Source organism: Xanthomonas cassavae CFBP 4642, assembly GCF_000454545.1.
Lineage (GTDB): Bacteria > Pseudomonadota > Gammaproteobacteria > Xanthomonadales > Xanthomonadaceae > Xanthomonas > Xanthomonas cassavae.
On sequence record NZ_CM002139.1, the window covers coordinates 4,327,748 to 4,343,246 of the forward strand.

Genomic DNA, 15,499 nt, shown 5'->3' on the forward strand with positions numbered 1-15,499 from the left:
AGTCCGCCGTTGCTATACGACCCTGGGCATCGGCCCCGGCCTGACAATCGTGTTGCACGGCATCATTGTGGCGTGGTGGTTTCCACGTCCAGGCCCAGCCAACCGCCGACGATGCCGCGCAGTTCGTCCACGCCCTGGCGCGATTGGCCCGAATAGGTCTGCACGGTCACGCTGTCGCCAAAGCGCGAGGTCACTTCCTTCTTGACCTTCTGCAGGGTCTGCATCTGCTGGCCACGGCCGAGCTTGTCGGCCTTGGTCAGCAATCCGTGCGCGGGCAGGCCGCGTTCGGCCGCATAACCAAGCATCTGCAGGTCGTAGTCCTTGAGCGGGTGGCGGATGTCCATCACCACCACCAGCCCGCGCAGCGCCTCGCGGGTGCGGAAATAGCGGTCGATGAAGGCCTGCCAGTGCGCCTGCAGATCCTGCGGCACCTTGGCATAGCCGTAACCGGGCAGATCCACCAGATAGCGCTCGGGCTGGATCTGGAAGAACACCAGCTGCTGGGTGCGGCCAGGGGTCTTGGACACGCGCGCCAGCGAATTCTGGCGGGTCAGCGCATTGAGCGCGCTGGATTTTCCGGCGTTGGAGCGGCCGGCGAAGGCCACCTCGTAACCACCATCGTCAGGCAATTGCCGGGCGTTGTGGGCGGACAGGTGGTAGCGGGCTTGTTCGATAAGGAGCGACATCCCGCTAGGATCGCACGTTCGGGCGCTGGCGGTTTTGCTGCACTGTTCGTTGACCCTGGCGCAAAGGCGTGTCGATAATCGAAGCACGCCTGCCACAGCCAGTACCCAACGCGCGGGCAGGGTCCATACGGAGCTTTAGCTGATGCGCCATGCTCGTGTGCTAGTCCTCGCCGCCCTCGCCGTGCCGGTCGTTGCGGCCGTGGCGTTTGCGCAATCGGCGGTCACGCCGATCCCCGATCCGCCACCCGTGCGCGTTGCGCCGCTGGAGGTGGACCTGGCAAAGACCACCTGGGGCGACGCCAAGGCCGGCCAGACCAAGGCCGCCGCCTGCGCGGCCTGCCATGGGCCGGACGGCAATCCGGCGGTGGCCATGTATCCGCGCATCGCCGGTCAGACCGAGCGCTACGTGGCGCATCAGGTGGCGCTGATCGCCAGCGGTGAGCGCAATACCGGGATGTCGGCGGTGATGGTGCCCTTCGTCAAGGACCTCACCGCGCAGGACATGCGCGACCTGGGCGCCTACTTCGCCACCCAGAAGTCCGCCGCCGGCGTGGCCGACGACGCGGTGATCGCCGAGGGCCCGTACCAGGGGATGAAGTTCTACGAAGTTGGCGAAAAGCTCTACCGCGGCGGCGACGTGGCGCGTGGGGTCCCGGCCTGCATGGCCTGCCATGGCCCGTCCGGTGGCGGCAATCCGGGCCCGGCCTATCCGCGCCTGGGCGGCCAGCACGCCGAGTACGTGGCGCGGCGCCTGAAGGAATACCAGGCCGGCACCACCCAGGAGCGCAATCCGGCGCTGTTCAATATCATGGCGCAGGTGGCGCACCCGCTGACCGAGCAGGAGATCCAGGCGCTATCCAGCTATCTGCAAGGTCTGCACGACCGCGCCGACGACGCGGCGGCCGCACGGCCGCCTGCCGCGTCGCCGGCGCGCTCATGAGGCCGGTATGGTCATGAGTTAGCCCGCGCCACTGCCTCACCATGTCACGACGCCGGTCCCGCGACCGGCGTCGTCGTTTCCCGCCCTCCCCCCTGCATCCCCACGGAGCCTGCATGAATCTGTTTTCCCGTTTGTCCCTGCTGTTGTTGATCCTGGTGCCACTGGCGGCCTGTGCCGCCGACAAGAAGGCCGCGCCGGTCGCAGGCGAGGACTACACCCTGATCGACGGCGGCCAACCGTATGCACCGCTGGCCGGCAAGGTCGAAGTGGTGGAAGTGTTCGGCTATACCTGCCCGCACTGCGCGCATTTCGAGCCGGTGCTGGAGGCCTGGGTCGCCAAGCAACCGTCCTACGTGCGCTTCACCCCGGTGCCGGCGGCGTTCGGCGGGTTCTGGGATGCCTTCGCGCGCGCCTACTTCACCGCCGACATGCTGGGCGTGGCCAAGCGTAGCCATCGCGCCATGTTCGATGCCATCCATGAAAAGCAGAGCGTGCCGACCCAGAACGTCTCCCCGGACGAACTGGCCGTGTTCTATGCCGACTACGGCGTGCCGCAGCAGCGCTTCGTGGACATCTTCAAGAGCGAGGCGGTGGATGCCAGGCTCAAGGCTGCGCGCGAGTTCGCGCTGCGCAGCAAGCTGCCGGGCACGCCGGCCCTGATCGTCAACGGGCGCTACCTGATCGGCGCGCGCAATTATCCGGACATGTTGAAGATTGCCGACTACCTGATTGCACGCGAGCACGCCGGGCCGGCCAAGCGCTGAACCACGTAACCGTTACCGACGGCCGCCCGTGGCATCATGCGTCCCGCGGCCGCCCGGCCCTTTCCTCGCCCCACGCTGGAGATTCCATCCGATGAAGACCCGCTTTGCCCTGACGCTGATGGCACTGCTCCCGATCCTGGTCGCCTGCAAGGCCCAGGACGGCTCGTCCGACACCTCGCCCGCCGCCGCCACGCCCGCTGCCGAAACGGCGCCCGCTCCGGCCGCCGCGACGCCGGCCGCCGATCCGGCGGCTCCGCCCGCTGCTGGCGAAAGCGCCACCACCCCGCCGCCTGCCGCGCCCAGCGCTGCCCCGCGCGCGCCCAATGGCCCGGAGCCGGTCGCCGGCACCGACTATGTGGATATCGAAGGTGGTCAGCCGTACCAGCAGGCCGCCGGCAAGATCGAAGTGGCCGAGGTGTTCGGCTATGTCTGCCCTGCCTGCAACGCGTTCCAGCCGCTGATCGGCCCGTGGAAGGCCGGCCTGCCCTCGGACGTGCATTTCGTCTATGTGCCGGCGATGTTCGGTGGCCCGTGGGATGACTACGGTCGCGCCTTCTACGCCGCCGAAACGCTGGGCGTGCAGGAAAAGACCCACGAAGCGCTGTACAAGGCCATCCACGTCGACCAGACCCTCAAGGGCGAGCGCGGCAAGGATTCGGTGCAGGATATCGCCGCGTTCTACGCCAAGTACGGCGTGGACCAGAAGACCTTCATCGACACCATGAGCAGCTTCGGTGTGTCGGCCAAGACCAATCGCGCCAAGCAGTTCGCCACCCGCAGCAAGATCACCGGCACGCCGTCGCTGATCGTCAACGGCAAGTACCTGGTCAAGGGCCAGAGCTTTCCGGACATGCTGCGCATCGCCGATCACCTGATCGCGCGCGAGCGCGCCACGCTGGCCAAGTGATCCTGTCGATCGCCGCCCTGTGAACGCTTCGGATTCGCGCACCCTGCGGGTGCTGACCGCCAATATCCAGGCCGGCTCCAGCACCCGCCGCTACAGCGATTACGTGACCCGCAGCTGGTCGCATGCGTTGCCGCTGGGCAGCAAGCGCACCAGCCTGGACAGCATCGCCAAACTGGCCGGAGAGCGCGACATCGTCGGCCTGCAGGAGGCCGACCCGGGCAGCCTGCGCTCGGGCTTCACCAACCAGACCCACTATCTGGCCGAGCGCGCCGGCTTCCACTACTGGAGCCATCAGCCCAACCGCCGCATGGGCGGGGTAGCCTCAAGCGCAAATGGCCTGCTGAGCAAGCTGGAACCGCTGGAAGTGCAGGACCATGCCCTGCCCGGCCGCATCGGCGGGCGCGGCATCCTGCTGGCCAAGTTCGGGCAGGGCCGCGATGGCCTTGCCGTGGCAGTGGCGCATCTGTCGCTGGGCGCCAACTCGCGCATGGCGCAGCTGGCCTTCATTGCCGAACTGTTGTCCCAGCATCCCAATGTGATGTTGATGGGCGATTTCAACTGCGTGGCCGACCGTCCGGAAATGCAGGCCCTGTATCGCCACACCCGGTTGCAGCCTCCGGGCTGCGTGGTGCACACCTTTCCCAGCTGGCGGCCGGATCGTGCCATCGACCATATCCTGGTCAGCGACAGTCTGGTGATCGAACACACCGAGGCCATTCCCGCTGCCTTCTCCGATCACCTGGCAGTCGGTATGGATATCCGCGTTCCGCTGCAGCTGCTGCGCTAGCGCACCTGAACTGCCAACGGGGTTCGCACTGGCGAACTCGACCGACGACACCCCCTAGACACCGTCTGTGCGATAACGCAGGCGGTTTTTTCGTTGGGAGCACGTCACGTGACACGCATCCTGTGAGTGCGTCGATATGAGTGCAGTCGAACCGCAGCCGTTGCCGGTACGCACTCTGCGGCCGGTGTTCTTGCTGGCGGCGACGGTGGTCTGCACATTCGCCTTGCTGGTTGCGCTGTTTCCACTGGATGCAGGCCGTGTGCTGCTGGATGCGCAGATCTGGGCCTCGCGCAATGTCGGCTGGTACTACCTGCTGGCGATGACGCTGTATCTGGTGTTCGTGCTCGGCACCGCCTTGTCCAGCTACGGCAACATCAAGCTCGGCGCCGACCACGACGAGCCGGAATTCAGCTATCTCTCGTGGGCCGGCATGCTGTTTGCCGCCGGCATCAGCATCACGCTCTTCTTCTTCTGCGTTTCCGAACCGCTGACCCACTATCTGCAACCGCCACAAGGCGGTACCGGCAGTGGCGAAGCGTCCGCGCGGCAGGCGATGCAGTTGCTCTTCCTGCATTGGGGGCTGCATGGCTGGGGCGTGTTCGCGCTGGCGGCGATGGCGCTGGCGTATTTCGCCTTCCGTCATAACCTTCCGCTGGCCCTGCGCTCGGCGCTGTATCCGCTGATCGGCAAACGCATCAACGGGCCGATCGGTTACACCGTGGATGCGCTGGGCATCGTGGCAACGGTATTCGGCATCGGTGCGGACATGGGCTTTGGCGTGCTGCATCTCAACGCCGGGCTGAGCACCTTGTTCGATGTGCCGCATACGCACTGGGTGCAGGTCGCGTTGATCGTGGCAATGATGGGCGCGGCCATCGTGGTGGCGGTGTCCGGCGTTGAAAAAGGCGTGCGCTGGATGTCGGACATCAACATGCTGCTGGCGATCGCGCTGCTGCTGTTCATGCTGTTCGCCGGGCCGACCCAGTATCTGCTCAACGCCCTGATGCAGAACCTGGGCGACTACCTGGGCAGCGTGGTCGGCAAGAGTTTCGACGTCTACGCCTATGGCGGGCGCGCCGACTGGCTGGGCAACTGGACGGTGTTCTATTGGGCCTGGTGGATCGGCTGGGCACCGTTTGTCGGCCTGTTCATTGCGCGCATCTCGCGCGGCCGCACCATTCGCCAATTCGTGCTGGGCGTGTTGTTGATCCCGCTGGGATTCACCCTGGCGTGGCTGTCGATCTTCGGCAACAGCGCGCTGGATCAGTTGTTGCACCATGGCCAGGGCGCATGGGCGCAACAGGCCATCGATGCGCCACAGACGGTGCTGTACTCACTGCTGCAAAGCTACCCGTGGAGCCGCACGGTGATCACGGTGACGGTGGCGATCAGCTTCGTGTTCTTTGTCACCTCGGCCGACTCCGGCACCGTGGTGCTGTCCACGCTGTCCTCGCATGGCGGCGAGCCGCACGACGACGGCCCGCGCTGGCTGCGCGTGTTCTGGGGCGTGCTCACTGCCGTGGTCACGGCAGGGTTACTGTTGGCCGGCAGCATGGATGCGCTGAAATCGGCGGTAGTGCTTGCCTCGCTGCCGTTTTCTGCGGTGCTGCTGCTGATGGCATGGGGCCTGTCACGCGCATTGAGCGAGGAATCGCAGCGCAAACGTGCGCAGCTCTACAGCCCCAGCCCGCTCATCGGGCAATCGCGTCATCACCGCGGCTGGCGTCAGCGCCTGGGCCAGGCGATGCATTTCCCGGCGCGCGATGAGGTCTACCGCTTCATGCACGACCAGGTGCGCCCGGCGATCGAGGCGGTGACCACGCAATTGCAGGAAGAAGGCTGGAACGTCAGTAGCCGCATCGACGATGGCGACATGGAAATCAGCGTCGATCACGGCGAACAACAAGGCTTCCGCTACCAGGTGGTGATGCGCGGCTATCTCACCCCGTCGTTCGCCGCGCAGCGCTTCCGCAACCAGCGCTACTACCGCGCCGAGGTCTATCTATACGAAGGCAGCCAGGACTACGACCTGGTTAGCTACAGCCGCGAACAAATCATCAACGACATCATCGATCAATACGAGCGTCACCTGCAGTTCCTGCACCTCACGCGCTGAGCTGCCTCGCTGCGGCGACCGTCCCACAGGAGGTTTGTCATGCCACGTTTTCCCGACCAGCTGCTGTACATCGGCGGCCGTTATGTTCCCGCCCGCAGCGGCCACACCTTCGAGGTGGTCAACCCTGCCACCGGCGAGGTACTGGCCAACGTGCACAACGCCGGCGCCGACGATCTGGACGCTGCGGTCGACAGTGCCAAGGCCGGCCAACGCGTGTGGGCCGCGCTGACCACGGTGGAGCGCTCACGCATCCTGCTGCGCGCGGTGGCGTTGCTGCGCGAGCGCAACGATGCGCTGGCCGAGCTGGAGTCGCTCAACACCGGCAAGCCGCTGACCGAAACGCGCAACGTGGACATCGTCACCGGCGCAGACGTGCTGGAGTACTACGCCGGGGCGGCGCAGGCGCTGCAGGGTGCGCAGGTCCCGCTGCGCGAAGGCAGCTTCTTCTACACCCGGCACGAGCCGCTCGGCGTGGTCGGCGCGATCGGCGCGTGGAATTACCCGATCCAGATCGCGCTGTGGAAGGCAGCGCCCGCGCTGGCGGCCGGCAACGCAATGATCTTCAAACCCAGCGAAGTCACGCCGCTCACTGCACTCAAACTGGCGGAACTGTTCACCGAAGCGGGACTTCCCGATGGCGTATTCAACGTCCTGCCAGGCGATGGCGCCAGCGTGGGCACGGCGCTCACAGAGCATCCGCACATCGAGAAGATCAGCTTCACCGGCGGCACCGCCACCGGCCGCAAGGTGATGGCCAGCGCATCGAGTTCGTCGTTGAAAGACGTGACCATGGAACTGGGTGGCAAATCGCCGCTGATCGTCTGTGCCGATGCGGATCTGGACCTGGCTGCCGACATCGCGATGATGGCCAACTTCTACAGCTCCGGGCAGGTGTGCACCAATGGCACCCGGGTGTTCGTGCCGCGGGCACTGCGCACCGCCTTCGAAGCGCGGCTGCTGGCACGCGTGCAACGCATCCATATCGGCGACCCGCTCGATGAACGCACCACCTTCGGCCCGATGGTCAGCGCCGCGCACATGCAGCGCGTGCTGGACTACATCGAACAGGGCAAGGCCGAAGGTGCACGCCTGCTGTGCGGCGGCGAGCGGCTACGCGACGGCGCGTTGGCGCAGGGCTATTACGTGGCGCCGACGATCTTCAGCGATTGCAGCGATGTCATGACGATCGTGCGCGAAGAAATCTTCGGGCCGGTGCTGAGCCTGCTCACCTACGACGACGACGACGAAGCGGTGACCCGTGCCAATGCGACCAGCTACGGATTGGCCGCCGGTGTGGTCACGCCCGATCTGGCGCGTGCGCACCGGCTGATCCATCGACTGGAAGCAGGCATCTGCTGGATCAACACCTGGGGCGAGTCGCCCGCGCCGATGCCGGTAGGTGGCTACAAGCAATCGGGCGTGGGTCGCGAGAACGGCTTGGCCACCTTGCAGGCCTATACGCGCACCAAGTCGGTTCAGGTCGAGCTGGAACGCTACGCATCGGTGTTTTGAGCGGCCGACGCTGCAACGCACGTCATCGCTGGATGCGTGCGTTGCGCCCTACACACGCACTGCGCGCATCACCACAGTGCCGCGCCCAGAACAGCGACCGCGCAGTGCCTTGACTGCCGCTGCACCGCTTACGCATCAGGAGACCACCATGCAACGCGAATACGACTACATCATCATCGGCGCCGGCTCGGCAGGCAATGTGCTGGCCGCACGTCTGACCGAAGACCCGGGCGTGACGGTGCTCTTGCTCGAAGCGGGCGGACCGGATTACCGGCTGGATTTCCGCACCCAGATGCCAGCCGCGCTGGCGTTCCCGCTGCAGGGCCGCCGCTACAACTGGGCCTATGAAACCGAGCCGGAGCCGCACATGGACAACCGCCGCATGGAATGCGGGCGCGGCAAGGGCCTGGGCGGCTCGTCGCTGATCAACGGCATGTGCTACATCCGCGGCAACGCGCTGGATTTCGATCACTGGGCCAAGCGCCCGGGATTGGAAGACTGGAGCTACCGCGATGTGCTGCCGTACTTTCGCAAGGCCGAGACACGCGACATCGGCGCCAATGACTATCACGGCGGCGAAGGCCCGGTGAGCGTGGCCACGCCAAAGAACGACAACAACGTGCTGTTCCATGCCATGGTCGATGCCGGCGTGCAGGCCGGCTATCCGCGCACCGACGACCTCAACGGCTATCGGCAGGAAGGCTTCGGGCCGATGGACCGCACCGTGACGCCACGCGGACGGCGCGCGAGTACTGCACGCGGCTATCTGGACATGGCCAAGCCGCGCGATGGCCTGAATATCGTCACCCATGCCACCACCGACCGCATCCTGTTTGCCGGCAAGCGTGCGATCGGCGTGCATTATCTGGTGGGCAACAGCAGCGAGGGCATCGATGCGCATGCGCGTCGCGAAGTGCTGGTGTGTGCGGGCGCCATCGCCTCACCGCAGCTGCTGCAGCGCTCCGGTGTGGGTGCGCCGGAGCTGCTGCGCGCACTCGACGTGCAGTTGGTGCACGACCTACCCGGCGTCGGCCAGAACCTGCAGGATCATCTGGAGGTCTATATTCAATACGCCTGCACCAAGCCGGTCTCGCTGTATCCGGCCTTGCAGTGGTGGAACCAGCCTGCGATTGGTGCCGAGTGGCTGTTCGCCGGCACCGGCACCGGCGCCAGCAACCAGTTCGAAGCCGGCGGTTTCATCCGCACACGCGACGAGTTCGACTGGCCCAACATCCAGTACCACTTCCTGCCCGTCGCCATCAATTACAACGGCAGCAATGCGGTAAAGGAGCATGGCTTCCAGGCGCACGTGGGCTCGATGCGCACGCCCAGTCGCGGCCGCGTGCATGCCAAGTCGCGCGACCCGCACCAGCATCCGTCGATCCTGTTCAACTACCAGTCCACCGACCAGGACTGGCAGGAATTCCGCGACGCGATCCGCATCACCCGCGAGATCATCGCCCAGCCCGCGCTCGATGCGTATCGCGGGCGCGAGATCAGCCCCGGTGCCGATTGCAGGACAGACGCCGAGCTGGACGCATTCGTGCGTTCGCGTGCAGAGACCGCGTATCACCCATCGTGCTCGTGCGCGATGGGCACCGACGACGTGGCCGTGGTGGACGGACAAGGCCGCGTGCACGGCCTGGAAGGCCTGCGTGTCATCGACGCCTCGATCATGCCGCGCATCATCACCGGCAACCTCAACGCCACCACCATCATGATTGCCGAGAAGATCGCCGACCGTATGCGGGGGCGCACACCGCTGCCGCGCAGCACGGCCGATTACTACGTTGCGGGCGATGCGCCTGTGCGCGGGTGATGCTAGAAAACGCGGTGCGCCACCCTGGGTCGAGTGCGTGGCGCCCTCACCGCTCGCGGGGCACGCCGCAGGTACATCCTCGTAGGCTCGGTGGCGGCATCCATGCCGCCACACGGTCCCACAATCGGCGAGGACACCGCGCCAGAGAGTTTTCAGGCGTTTATTGAAAGCCCGTCTCCTGATCTTGTTGCGTTGCGAAGCTGATCGGATGCGCCATTGCCGAACAATGCACGTCATGCATTGCTTGAAGCCATGCACACCGACCATCTTCGATGGTCCTTGTCCGCTCTCCGTCGCGGGCTCTTACGCGGTATGGATGCCGCGTAAGAGCCTTACAAGGACGTACTTGCGGCGTGTCACGCGAGGGTTGGCGGGCGAGGGCCCTGCGGTCAAGCCACAGATCAGCCGCTCTCCGCTTTACGACCGACCCGACCTGATGGGCTAAAACTTCAGATCCACCCGCGCATACCAGAAGCGTCCACCAGGGATGTCGTAAGTGGAGGCGTCGTAGCCATTGAAGGAGCACGACAGGCAGATCGGAGGATCCTTGTCGAAGACGTTGTTCAAGCCGGCGGTGAGTTGCAACCCCTTGAGCCAGTCGAAGCGGTATCCCAGCTGTGCATCGTGGTAGGTGATCGCATCCAGTCGATTGGTGCCTTCTGCAGGGTTGGAGCACACCGCAAATTCCACTGCATCGCCGCACTGCTCGGTAAGCTTGGAAATGTGGCGTGCCGTCCACGACGCCGTCCAGTTGCCCAGCGACCAATCCAGCACCGCATTGCTGGTCTATTCGGGAATCGCACTGTCGACCACTTCGATACCCGGCCCCTGCGGCTGCCGCTGCCCGGCCGCGCTCAATGCTTCGTAACGGCCCACAAAGGTGTTTTGCCATGACAACTTGAAGCGGCCCAACGCGCTTTCCGGCAAGGTCCAGAACAGGTCCACGTCCTAGCCGTCGGTCTTGATCGAGCCCAGGTTGGTCAGGCGGTTGTTGAAGGCGTTGATACCGCCGGTGGACGCGCGCCCGATGCCGTCGCAATACAGCGCATCCAGCGTCTCCACGCACAGGTCCAGCTGCGTCTGCGCATTGATCGCCTGGATCGCGCCCTCCACATGGTGACGATAGAAGGTCACTTCCATATCGAGCCGATCCGACCAACTTGCATTCCTGGCAAAGCCCGGACTGAACACGAAGCCGGCACTGAAGCTGCGCGAACGTTCCGGGTCCAGTTGCTCGTTACCGCCAGTGGTGACCGAAATCTGCTGATTGGCCTGCTGATAGCCACCTGGCACGCCCAGTGCCGCGCAATTGGCTGCACTGCCGCGCGGCGCGGTACCGCCCAGGCCGATCAAGCAGGGATCGGACAATTGCAGGTCGGCGCGCGCAGCCGAACCGAACAGCTCGCCGATGGTCGGCGCGCGAAAGCCTTCGGCATAGCTGGTGCGCAGCACCAGCTCGTCGGTGACCTGCCAGCGTAAGCCGTACTTGGGCGTGAACTCGCCACCGAAGGTGGAGTAATCCGAATAGCGGCCGGCGATGGTCAGATCGAGTTTGTCGCCCAACGACGAGTTGGCGAAAATCGGGATATTGAGTTCGAGATAGGCCTCGTTGACGTCGTAGCTGCCGGAGGTCGGCAACGACGGCACACCGTTGTAGCGCCCGGCCACGGTGAGTGGATCGGGCTGGTACGCGCCTTCGTACTTGCGGTATTCGTAGCCGGTGGCGAACGACACCGCGCCGCCAGGCAACTGGAACAACTCGCTGCTGAGATTGGCGGTGAACAGGCTCAATTCGTTCTGGCTGCGGTCGCGCACCACCGGCTGAATCCAGCGCAACATGTCGGGCGTGATACTGCCCGCGCCACTGAAGATATCCAGCGGCACGCAGCCGGCCACCGCCGCACAGGCGGCCGGGTCGCCCAGCGCCAGGTTGATGTTGTACAGGTTGTAGCTGCCGTAGTTGGTCTGTTCGGCCTTGTTCTTGCTGTACATGCCGTTGACGTCCCAGTACCAGGTGCGCGCGCCGCCCTCGAAGCTACCTACCAGCCCGGTGCCGAAATACTGAGTGTCCACCTGCTGCTCGTAGCGACGCGGCCCGCCTTCCACCGGACGCCGACCGATCTGGATCAGGTTGGTGGCCGAGTTCAGATCGAAGCCGAACGGATTGAACGGATTGAGCGCCGAAATCACGATGTTGTCGGCCAGCGGGTTGCCGGTGCCGGCATCGGGGCCGAGAAAGATCGGCTCGGGCGCGGCCTGGTTGGTCGACTCGCGCCGATTGCCCAATGCCTTGACGTACCACTGCACGTCGTCGTTGAAGTAATAGCGGAATTGCGCGAACACGCCCTTGCGCTCGGATGGGGTCAGCAACAGGTTCTGCTCGGCGAAGTTGTAGCGGTCTGCGGTGCCGAAGCAGTGGTAATCGTCGCTGCGGGTGCAGCCGGCGCTGCCGTCGTACTGCGGTGTGCCGACACCGGCATTGGGCGTGAGGTTCTGGCGCGCGCCGGTGTTCGGGTCGAAGAACTGGAAGCGCCCGTCCGGTGTGGCCGAGCTGCCGAAGGTCAGCCCGGTGCCCGGAATCGGGAAACGCGCCTGCGCCCTGTCACGCGCGTAGATCGGATCCTGCTTGACGTAGCTGGCGCCTGAAAACAGGCTGAAATCCTCGCCGCTGGTGCCCCAGGCCAGGTCCACGCCCTGGTTGGCACCATCGCCCTTGCCGTACTGGCCATAGTTGAGGGTGACCTGCGCGCCATCGAAGCTGCGCCGGGTGATGATGTTGACCACGCTGGCAATCGCGTCGGAGCCGTACAACGATGAGGCGCCGTCTTCGAGCACTTCGATGCGTTCCACAATCGCCAGCGGAATGGTGTTGAGGTCGGTCGACGATCCCACGCCGGACGCGGAGGATTCATTGACCCAGCGGATGCCATCGACCAGCACCAGCACGCGCTTGGAACCGAGGTGACGCAGATCCACCTGCGCCGAGCCCGCACCCACGCCGCCGCCATCGGGCGGAAAGCCGAAGTTGCCTGACGAATTGAACTTGGCGTTGAGCGCCGAGCCCGAGGCCGTGAGTTCCTGCAGCACCTCGCCGATCGAGGTCAGGCCGGTGCGTTCGATGTCGGCGCGATTGAGCGTCTGGATCGGCACCTGGCCTTGCAGCTCGGCAGTCTTGATGCGGGTGCCGGTGACCTGCACGCTGTCGAGCGTGCGCGTACCAGGGGCGGCGTCGGGCTGTTGCGCCCAGGCCAGGGTGGGAATCAGGCACAGCGACAACTGCACGGCCAGGCATGACCGCGACGGACGGATCAGACGCTTCACCCTTTCTCTCTCCAGAAGGATTCTTCAAAGTGTCCGCACGCCCCCGTGCCCTGCGGTCCATCCCGAGTCTTAAACGAAACCTTAACGCACCGCAATCTGGCGGTGCAGCACTGCGCTGGGCGTCGCAGCGCGCATCCCAGCGCGACAACGCCGGATACGCGCGCCCAACCGGCTGGCCATCGCGCTCGCGGTGCGCACCGGTGCGGGCATGCCGATGCACAGGGGCAGCGCATGTTCACTCAAGCGCTCAGGCCTGCTTCGGTATCATCGCGCCATGACTTCTTCCCCCCGTTTCGCCACTCTCGTCGCTGGCCTGTTGTGTCTTGCCAGTACCGCATTGCACGCACAAAGCCTCGACCCGCAGTTGACGGCCATGCGCGATGCGATCGCCGCTGCCGAGCGCGGCCAATCCGACCCCGCGCAACTGGCCGCCTTGCGCCGTCACCCGCTGTACGGCTGGCTGGAATTGGCCACGCTCAAGCGCAGCATCGACAACGTGTCCAACGCGCAGGCGCAGGGCTTTTTGCAACGCTACGCCGGCCAGCCGGTGGCCGAGAGCTTCCGCAGCACCTGGCTGCCGGCGGTGGCACGTCGGCAGGACTGGGCCACCCTGCTGGCCAACTGGAAGAGCACCGACAACATCGGCCTGCGCTGCGCGCAGCTCACCGCACGCCAGGCCACCGGCAAGCTGGACGCGCAGTGGAGCCGCGATGCGCTCACGCTGTGGCGCAACGGCAAGGCACTCCCCGATGCCTGTGATCCGGTGGTTGCCACACTGGAATCCCGCGGCGAGCTGACACCAGCACTGCGCTGGGAACGGGTGGAAGCCGCCGCCGATGCGCAGCTGCCTGCGGTGATGCGGACCGCAGCGCGTGGCTTGCCGGCGGCTGATCTGGCACTGGCAACCGATTACGCGGCCTTTCTCGACAAGGTCCACCCGCGTGCACCAGGCTGGCCCAAGACCGAGCGCAGCCGTCGCATTGCCGTCGATGGCCTGGCCAAACTCGCCAAGAGCGACCCGGACGCGGCCGAACAACAGTTGCCGCAGCTGGCCAGCACACTGGGCTTCAGCGATGCGCAGCGTGGGCAGGTGCTGTATCAGATCGCACTGTGGACGGTCGCCTCGTATCTGCCGGATTCGGCGCGCCGGCTCAATGCGGTGCCTGATGCCTCCTACGACGAACGCCTGCACGAATGGCGCGCACGCGAGGCGATGTCGCGCGGCGATTGGCCGGCGGCACTGGCGGCGATCCGCAAGATGCCGGCCGGCCAGCGGGCCGACTCGCGCTGGCAGTATTTCGAGGCGCGCCTGACCGAGAAGACCGGCTCGGCAGCAGCTGCACAACCGTTGTATCGCGCCGCCGCGCAATCACCGACCTTCCATGGGTTCCTGGCGGCCGACCGTCTGCAGCAGCCGTACCGGATCTGTCCATGGGAACCCAAGGACAGCGCGCAGGCCAAGGCCGCAGTGGCGCGCGATCCGGCATTGGGCCGTGCCATTGCCCTGTTCCAGATCGATCGCCCTGGCTGGGCGGTGGCCGAATGGAACGATGCTGCCAGTCGTTTCGATGACACCCAACGCCGCCTTGCCGTGGAGGTTGCCAGCGACAATGGCTGGTTCGACCGCGCGGTATTTGCGCTCGGCAAGCAACCGGACGAACAGCGCCTGTATGCACTGCGCTTCCCGCTGCATCACGACGACAGCATTCGCCGCGAAGCCGCCAGGAACGCAATCGACCCGGCCTGGGTGGCCGCAGAGATCCGCGCCGAAAGCATCTTCAATCCGCGTGCGCGCTCGCCGGCCAACGCCATGGGCCTGATGCAGGTATTGCCCGGCACCGGCGCCGCCGTGGCCAAAGGCATCGCCCTGCCCGGCTATGCCGGTGCCACCAGCCTCTATGAGCCGGACACCAACATCGCCATCGGCACGGCCTACCTGCGTCAGTTGCTCAATACCTATGGGTTGCCGTATCTCACCATCGCCGCCTACAACGCCGGCCCTGGCCCGACCGGCCGCTGGCAATCGCAGCGGCCGAATTTCGAACCGGATTTCTGGATCGAAACCATCAGCTACAAGGAGACGCGCGACTATGTCGCGCGCGTGCTGGCCTTCAGTGTGATCTACGACTGGCGCCTCAACGGCGACATGCTGCCACTGAGCGACCGCTTGATGGGCAAGCTGGTGGACAAGCGCCAGAAGCCGGTGTGCACGCCGGGCGAAGGCACGAACAACGCGGCGCAGGAATGAGCGTAATGCGGCCGACTGGCACGGCCGCTACCAAGAGCGGGATTCACGTAATGCGCCGCAACGGAGCGCAGACAGTGCCCTGTGGCGGCATGAAGCGCCCGTCCACCGAGAATCAGACGGTCATATGACCCGTTTCGGCGAATCCTCAACTGGGCTCTGCGACGGGATCGGCGATCTCCTGCGCTGCGTCGCGGGCAAGCAGAGCGCTTGCTTCATGCAGCGCAAGGCGAACGCTACTCAAGCGTGATTCTTTACCCGAGTGCACGCTGCCCTTACCAGCGGCATAACACTCCACGATCCATGGCGTTAGGGCAACGCTGATCAAGTAGTCGCAACGGCCAGCGAACTGGCCGATCCGGCTCATGACGCACTTGGATCTACGATCAGCCGTCCTTCCAT

Annotated in this window: 10 protein-coding genes and 1 pseudogene; 8 read left to right on the top strand and 3 right to left on the bottom strand. The window is 65.3% G+C overall.

Annotated features, from left to right (window positions below):
- Window positions 1-62: 62 nt before the first annotated feature.
- Window positions 63-686 carry a ribosome biogenesis GTP-binding protein YihA/YsxC gene (gene yihA / locus XCSCFBP4642_RS0119180; RefSeq protein ID WP_029221193.1) on the bottom strand — a complete coding sequence of 208 codons (624 nt, stop codon included), beginning with the start codon at window positions 684-686 and terminating at the stop codon, window positions 63-65.
- A 142-nt stretch (window positions 687-828) separates the two neighbouring features.
- Between yihA and XCSCFBP4642_RS0119185 the strand changes: the two genes are divergently transcribed.
- From XCSCFBP4642_RS0119185 to betA, 7 genes are all read left to right on the top strand, one after another.
- The gene (locus XCSCFBP4642_RS0119185) at window positions 829-1,626 is read left to right on the top strand and encodes a c-type cytochrome (RefSeq protein WP_029221194.1); all 798 of its coding nucleotides are present in this window, start codon (window positions 829-831) and stop codon (window positions 1,624-1,626) included.
- A 113-nt stretch (window positions 1,627-1,739) separates the two neighbouring features.
- On the top strand, window positions 1,740-2,390 hold the full coding sequence (locus XCSCFBP4642_RS0119190; RefSeq protein ID WP_029221195.1) for a thiol:disulfide interchange protein DsbA/DsbL: 651 nt from the start codon (window positions 1,740-1,742) through the stop codon (window positions 2,388-2,390).
- Window positions 2,391-2,481: 91 nt separating this feature from the next.
- Entirely contained in the window at window positions 2,482-3,297 is an 816-nt protein-coding gene (locus tag XCSCFBP4642_RS0119195; RefSeq protein WP_029221196.1) for a thiol:disulfide interchange protein DsbA/DsbL, read from the top strand.
- 49 nt (window positions 3,298-3,346) lie between these two features.
- Complete coding sequence (locus tag XCSCFBP4642_RS0119200) at window positions 3,347-4,084, top strand: endonuclease/exonuclease/phosphatase family protein (RefSeq protein WP_029221197.1); 738 nt, start codon at window positions 3,347-3,349, stop codon at window positions 4,082-4,084.
- A gap of 136 nt (window positions 4,085-4,220) precedes the next feature.
- Window positions 4,221-6,200 (top strand): choline BCCT transporter BetT, encoded by a 1,980-nt coding sequence (gene betT / locus XCSCFBP4642_RS0119205; protein WP_029221198.1) that lies wholly within the window; start codon window positions 4,221-4,223, stop codon window positions 6,198-6,200.
- A 39-nt stretch (window positions 6,201-6,239) separates the two neighbouring features.
- On the top strand, window positions 6,240-7,712 hold the full coding sequence (gene betB / locus XCSCFBP4642_RS0119210; RefSeq protein ID WP_029221199.1) for a betaine-aldehyde dehydrogenase: 1,473 nt from the start codon (window positions 6,240-6,242) through the stop codon (window positions 7,710-7,712).
- 148 nt (window positions 7,713-7,860) lie between these two features.
- Window positions 7,861-9,531, top strand: a complete 1,671-nt coding sequence (betA, locus tag XCSCFBP4642_RS0119215) for a choline dehydrogenase (RefSeq protein ID WP_029221200.1) — start codon at window positions 7,861-7,863, stop codon at window positions 9,529-9,531.
- Between the two features lie 441 nt (window positions 9,532-9,972).
- Here betA and XCSCFBP4642_RS25350 read toward each other — a convergent pair.
- Window positions 9,973-12,852 (bottom strand): annotated as a pseudogene (locus XCSCFBP4642_RS25350) (TonB-dependent receptor).
- 274 nt (window positions 12,853-13,126) lie between these two features.
- Here XCSCFBP4642_RS25350 and XCSCFBP4642_RS0119230 point away from each other — a divergent pair.
- On the top strand, window positions 13,127-15,100 hold the full coding sequence (locus XCSCFBP4642_RS0119230; protein WP_029221201.1) for a transglycosylase SLT domain-containing protein: 1,974 nt from the start codon (window positions 13,127-13,129) through the stop codon (window positions 15,098-15,100).
- A 145-nt stretch (window positions 15,101-15,245) separates the two neighbouring features.
- Here XCSCFBP4642_RS0119230 and XCSCFBP4642_RS30210 read toward each other — a convergent pair.
- Window positions 15,246-15,499: hypothetical protein (locus XCSCFBP4642_RS30210; RefSeq protein WP_235048243.1), on the bottom strand; the 254-nt coding region annotated here is incomplete at its 5' end.

Excerpts from the sequence above, each read along its gene's own strand:
- yihA (WP_029221193.1), bottom strand. The coding sequence starts at position 686 with ATGTCGCTCCTTATCGAACAAGCCCGCTACCACCTGTCCGCCCACAAC.
- XCSCFBP4642_RS0119185 (WP_029221194.1), top strand. The coding sequence starts at position 829 with ATGCGCCATGCTCGTGTGCTAGTCCTCGCCGCCCTCGCCGTGCCGGTC.
- XCSCFBP4642_RS0119190 (WP_029221195.1), top strand. The coding sequence starts at position 1,740 with ATGAATCTGTTTTCCCGTTTGTCCCTGCTGTTGTTGATCCTGGTGCCA.
- XCSCFBP4642_RS0119195 (WP_029221196.1), top strand. The coding sequence starts at position 2,482 with ATGAAGACCCGCTTTGCCCTGACGCTGATGGCACTGCTCCCGATCCTG.
- betT (WP_029221198.1), top strand. The coding sequence starts at position 4,221 with ATGAGTGCAGTCGAACCGCAGCCGTTGCCGGTACGCACTCTGCGGCCG.
- betB (WP_029221199.1), top strand. The coding sequence starts at position 6,240 with ATGCCACGTTTTCCCGACCAGCTGCTGTACATCGGCGGCCGTTATGTT.
- betA (WP_029221200.1), top strand. The coding sequence starts at position 7,861 with ATGCAACGCGAATACGACTACATCATCATCGGCGCCGGCTCGGCAGGC.
- XCSCFBP4642_RS0119230 (WP_029221201.1), top strand. The coding sequence starts at position 13,127 with ATGACTTCTTCCCCCCGTTTCGCCACTCTCGTCGCTGGCCTGTTGTGT.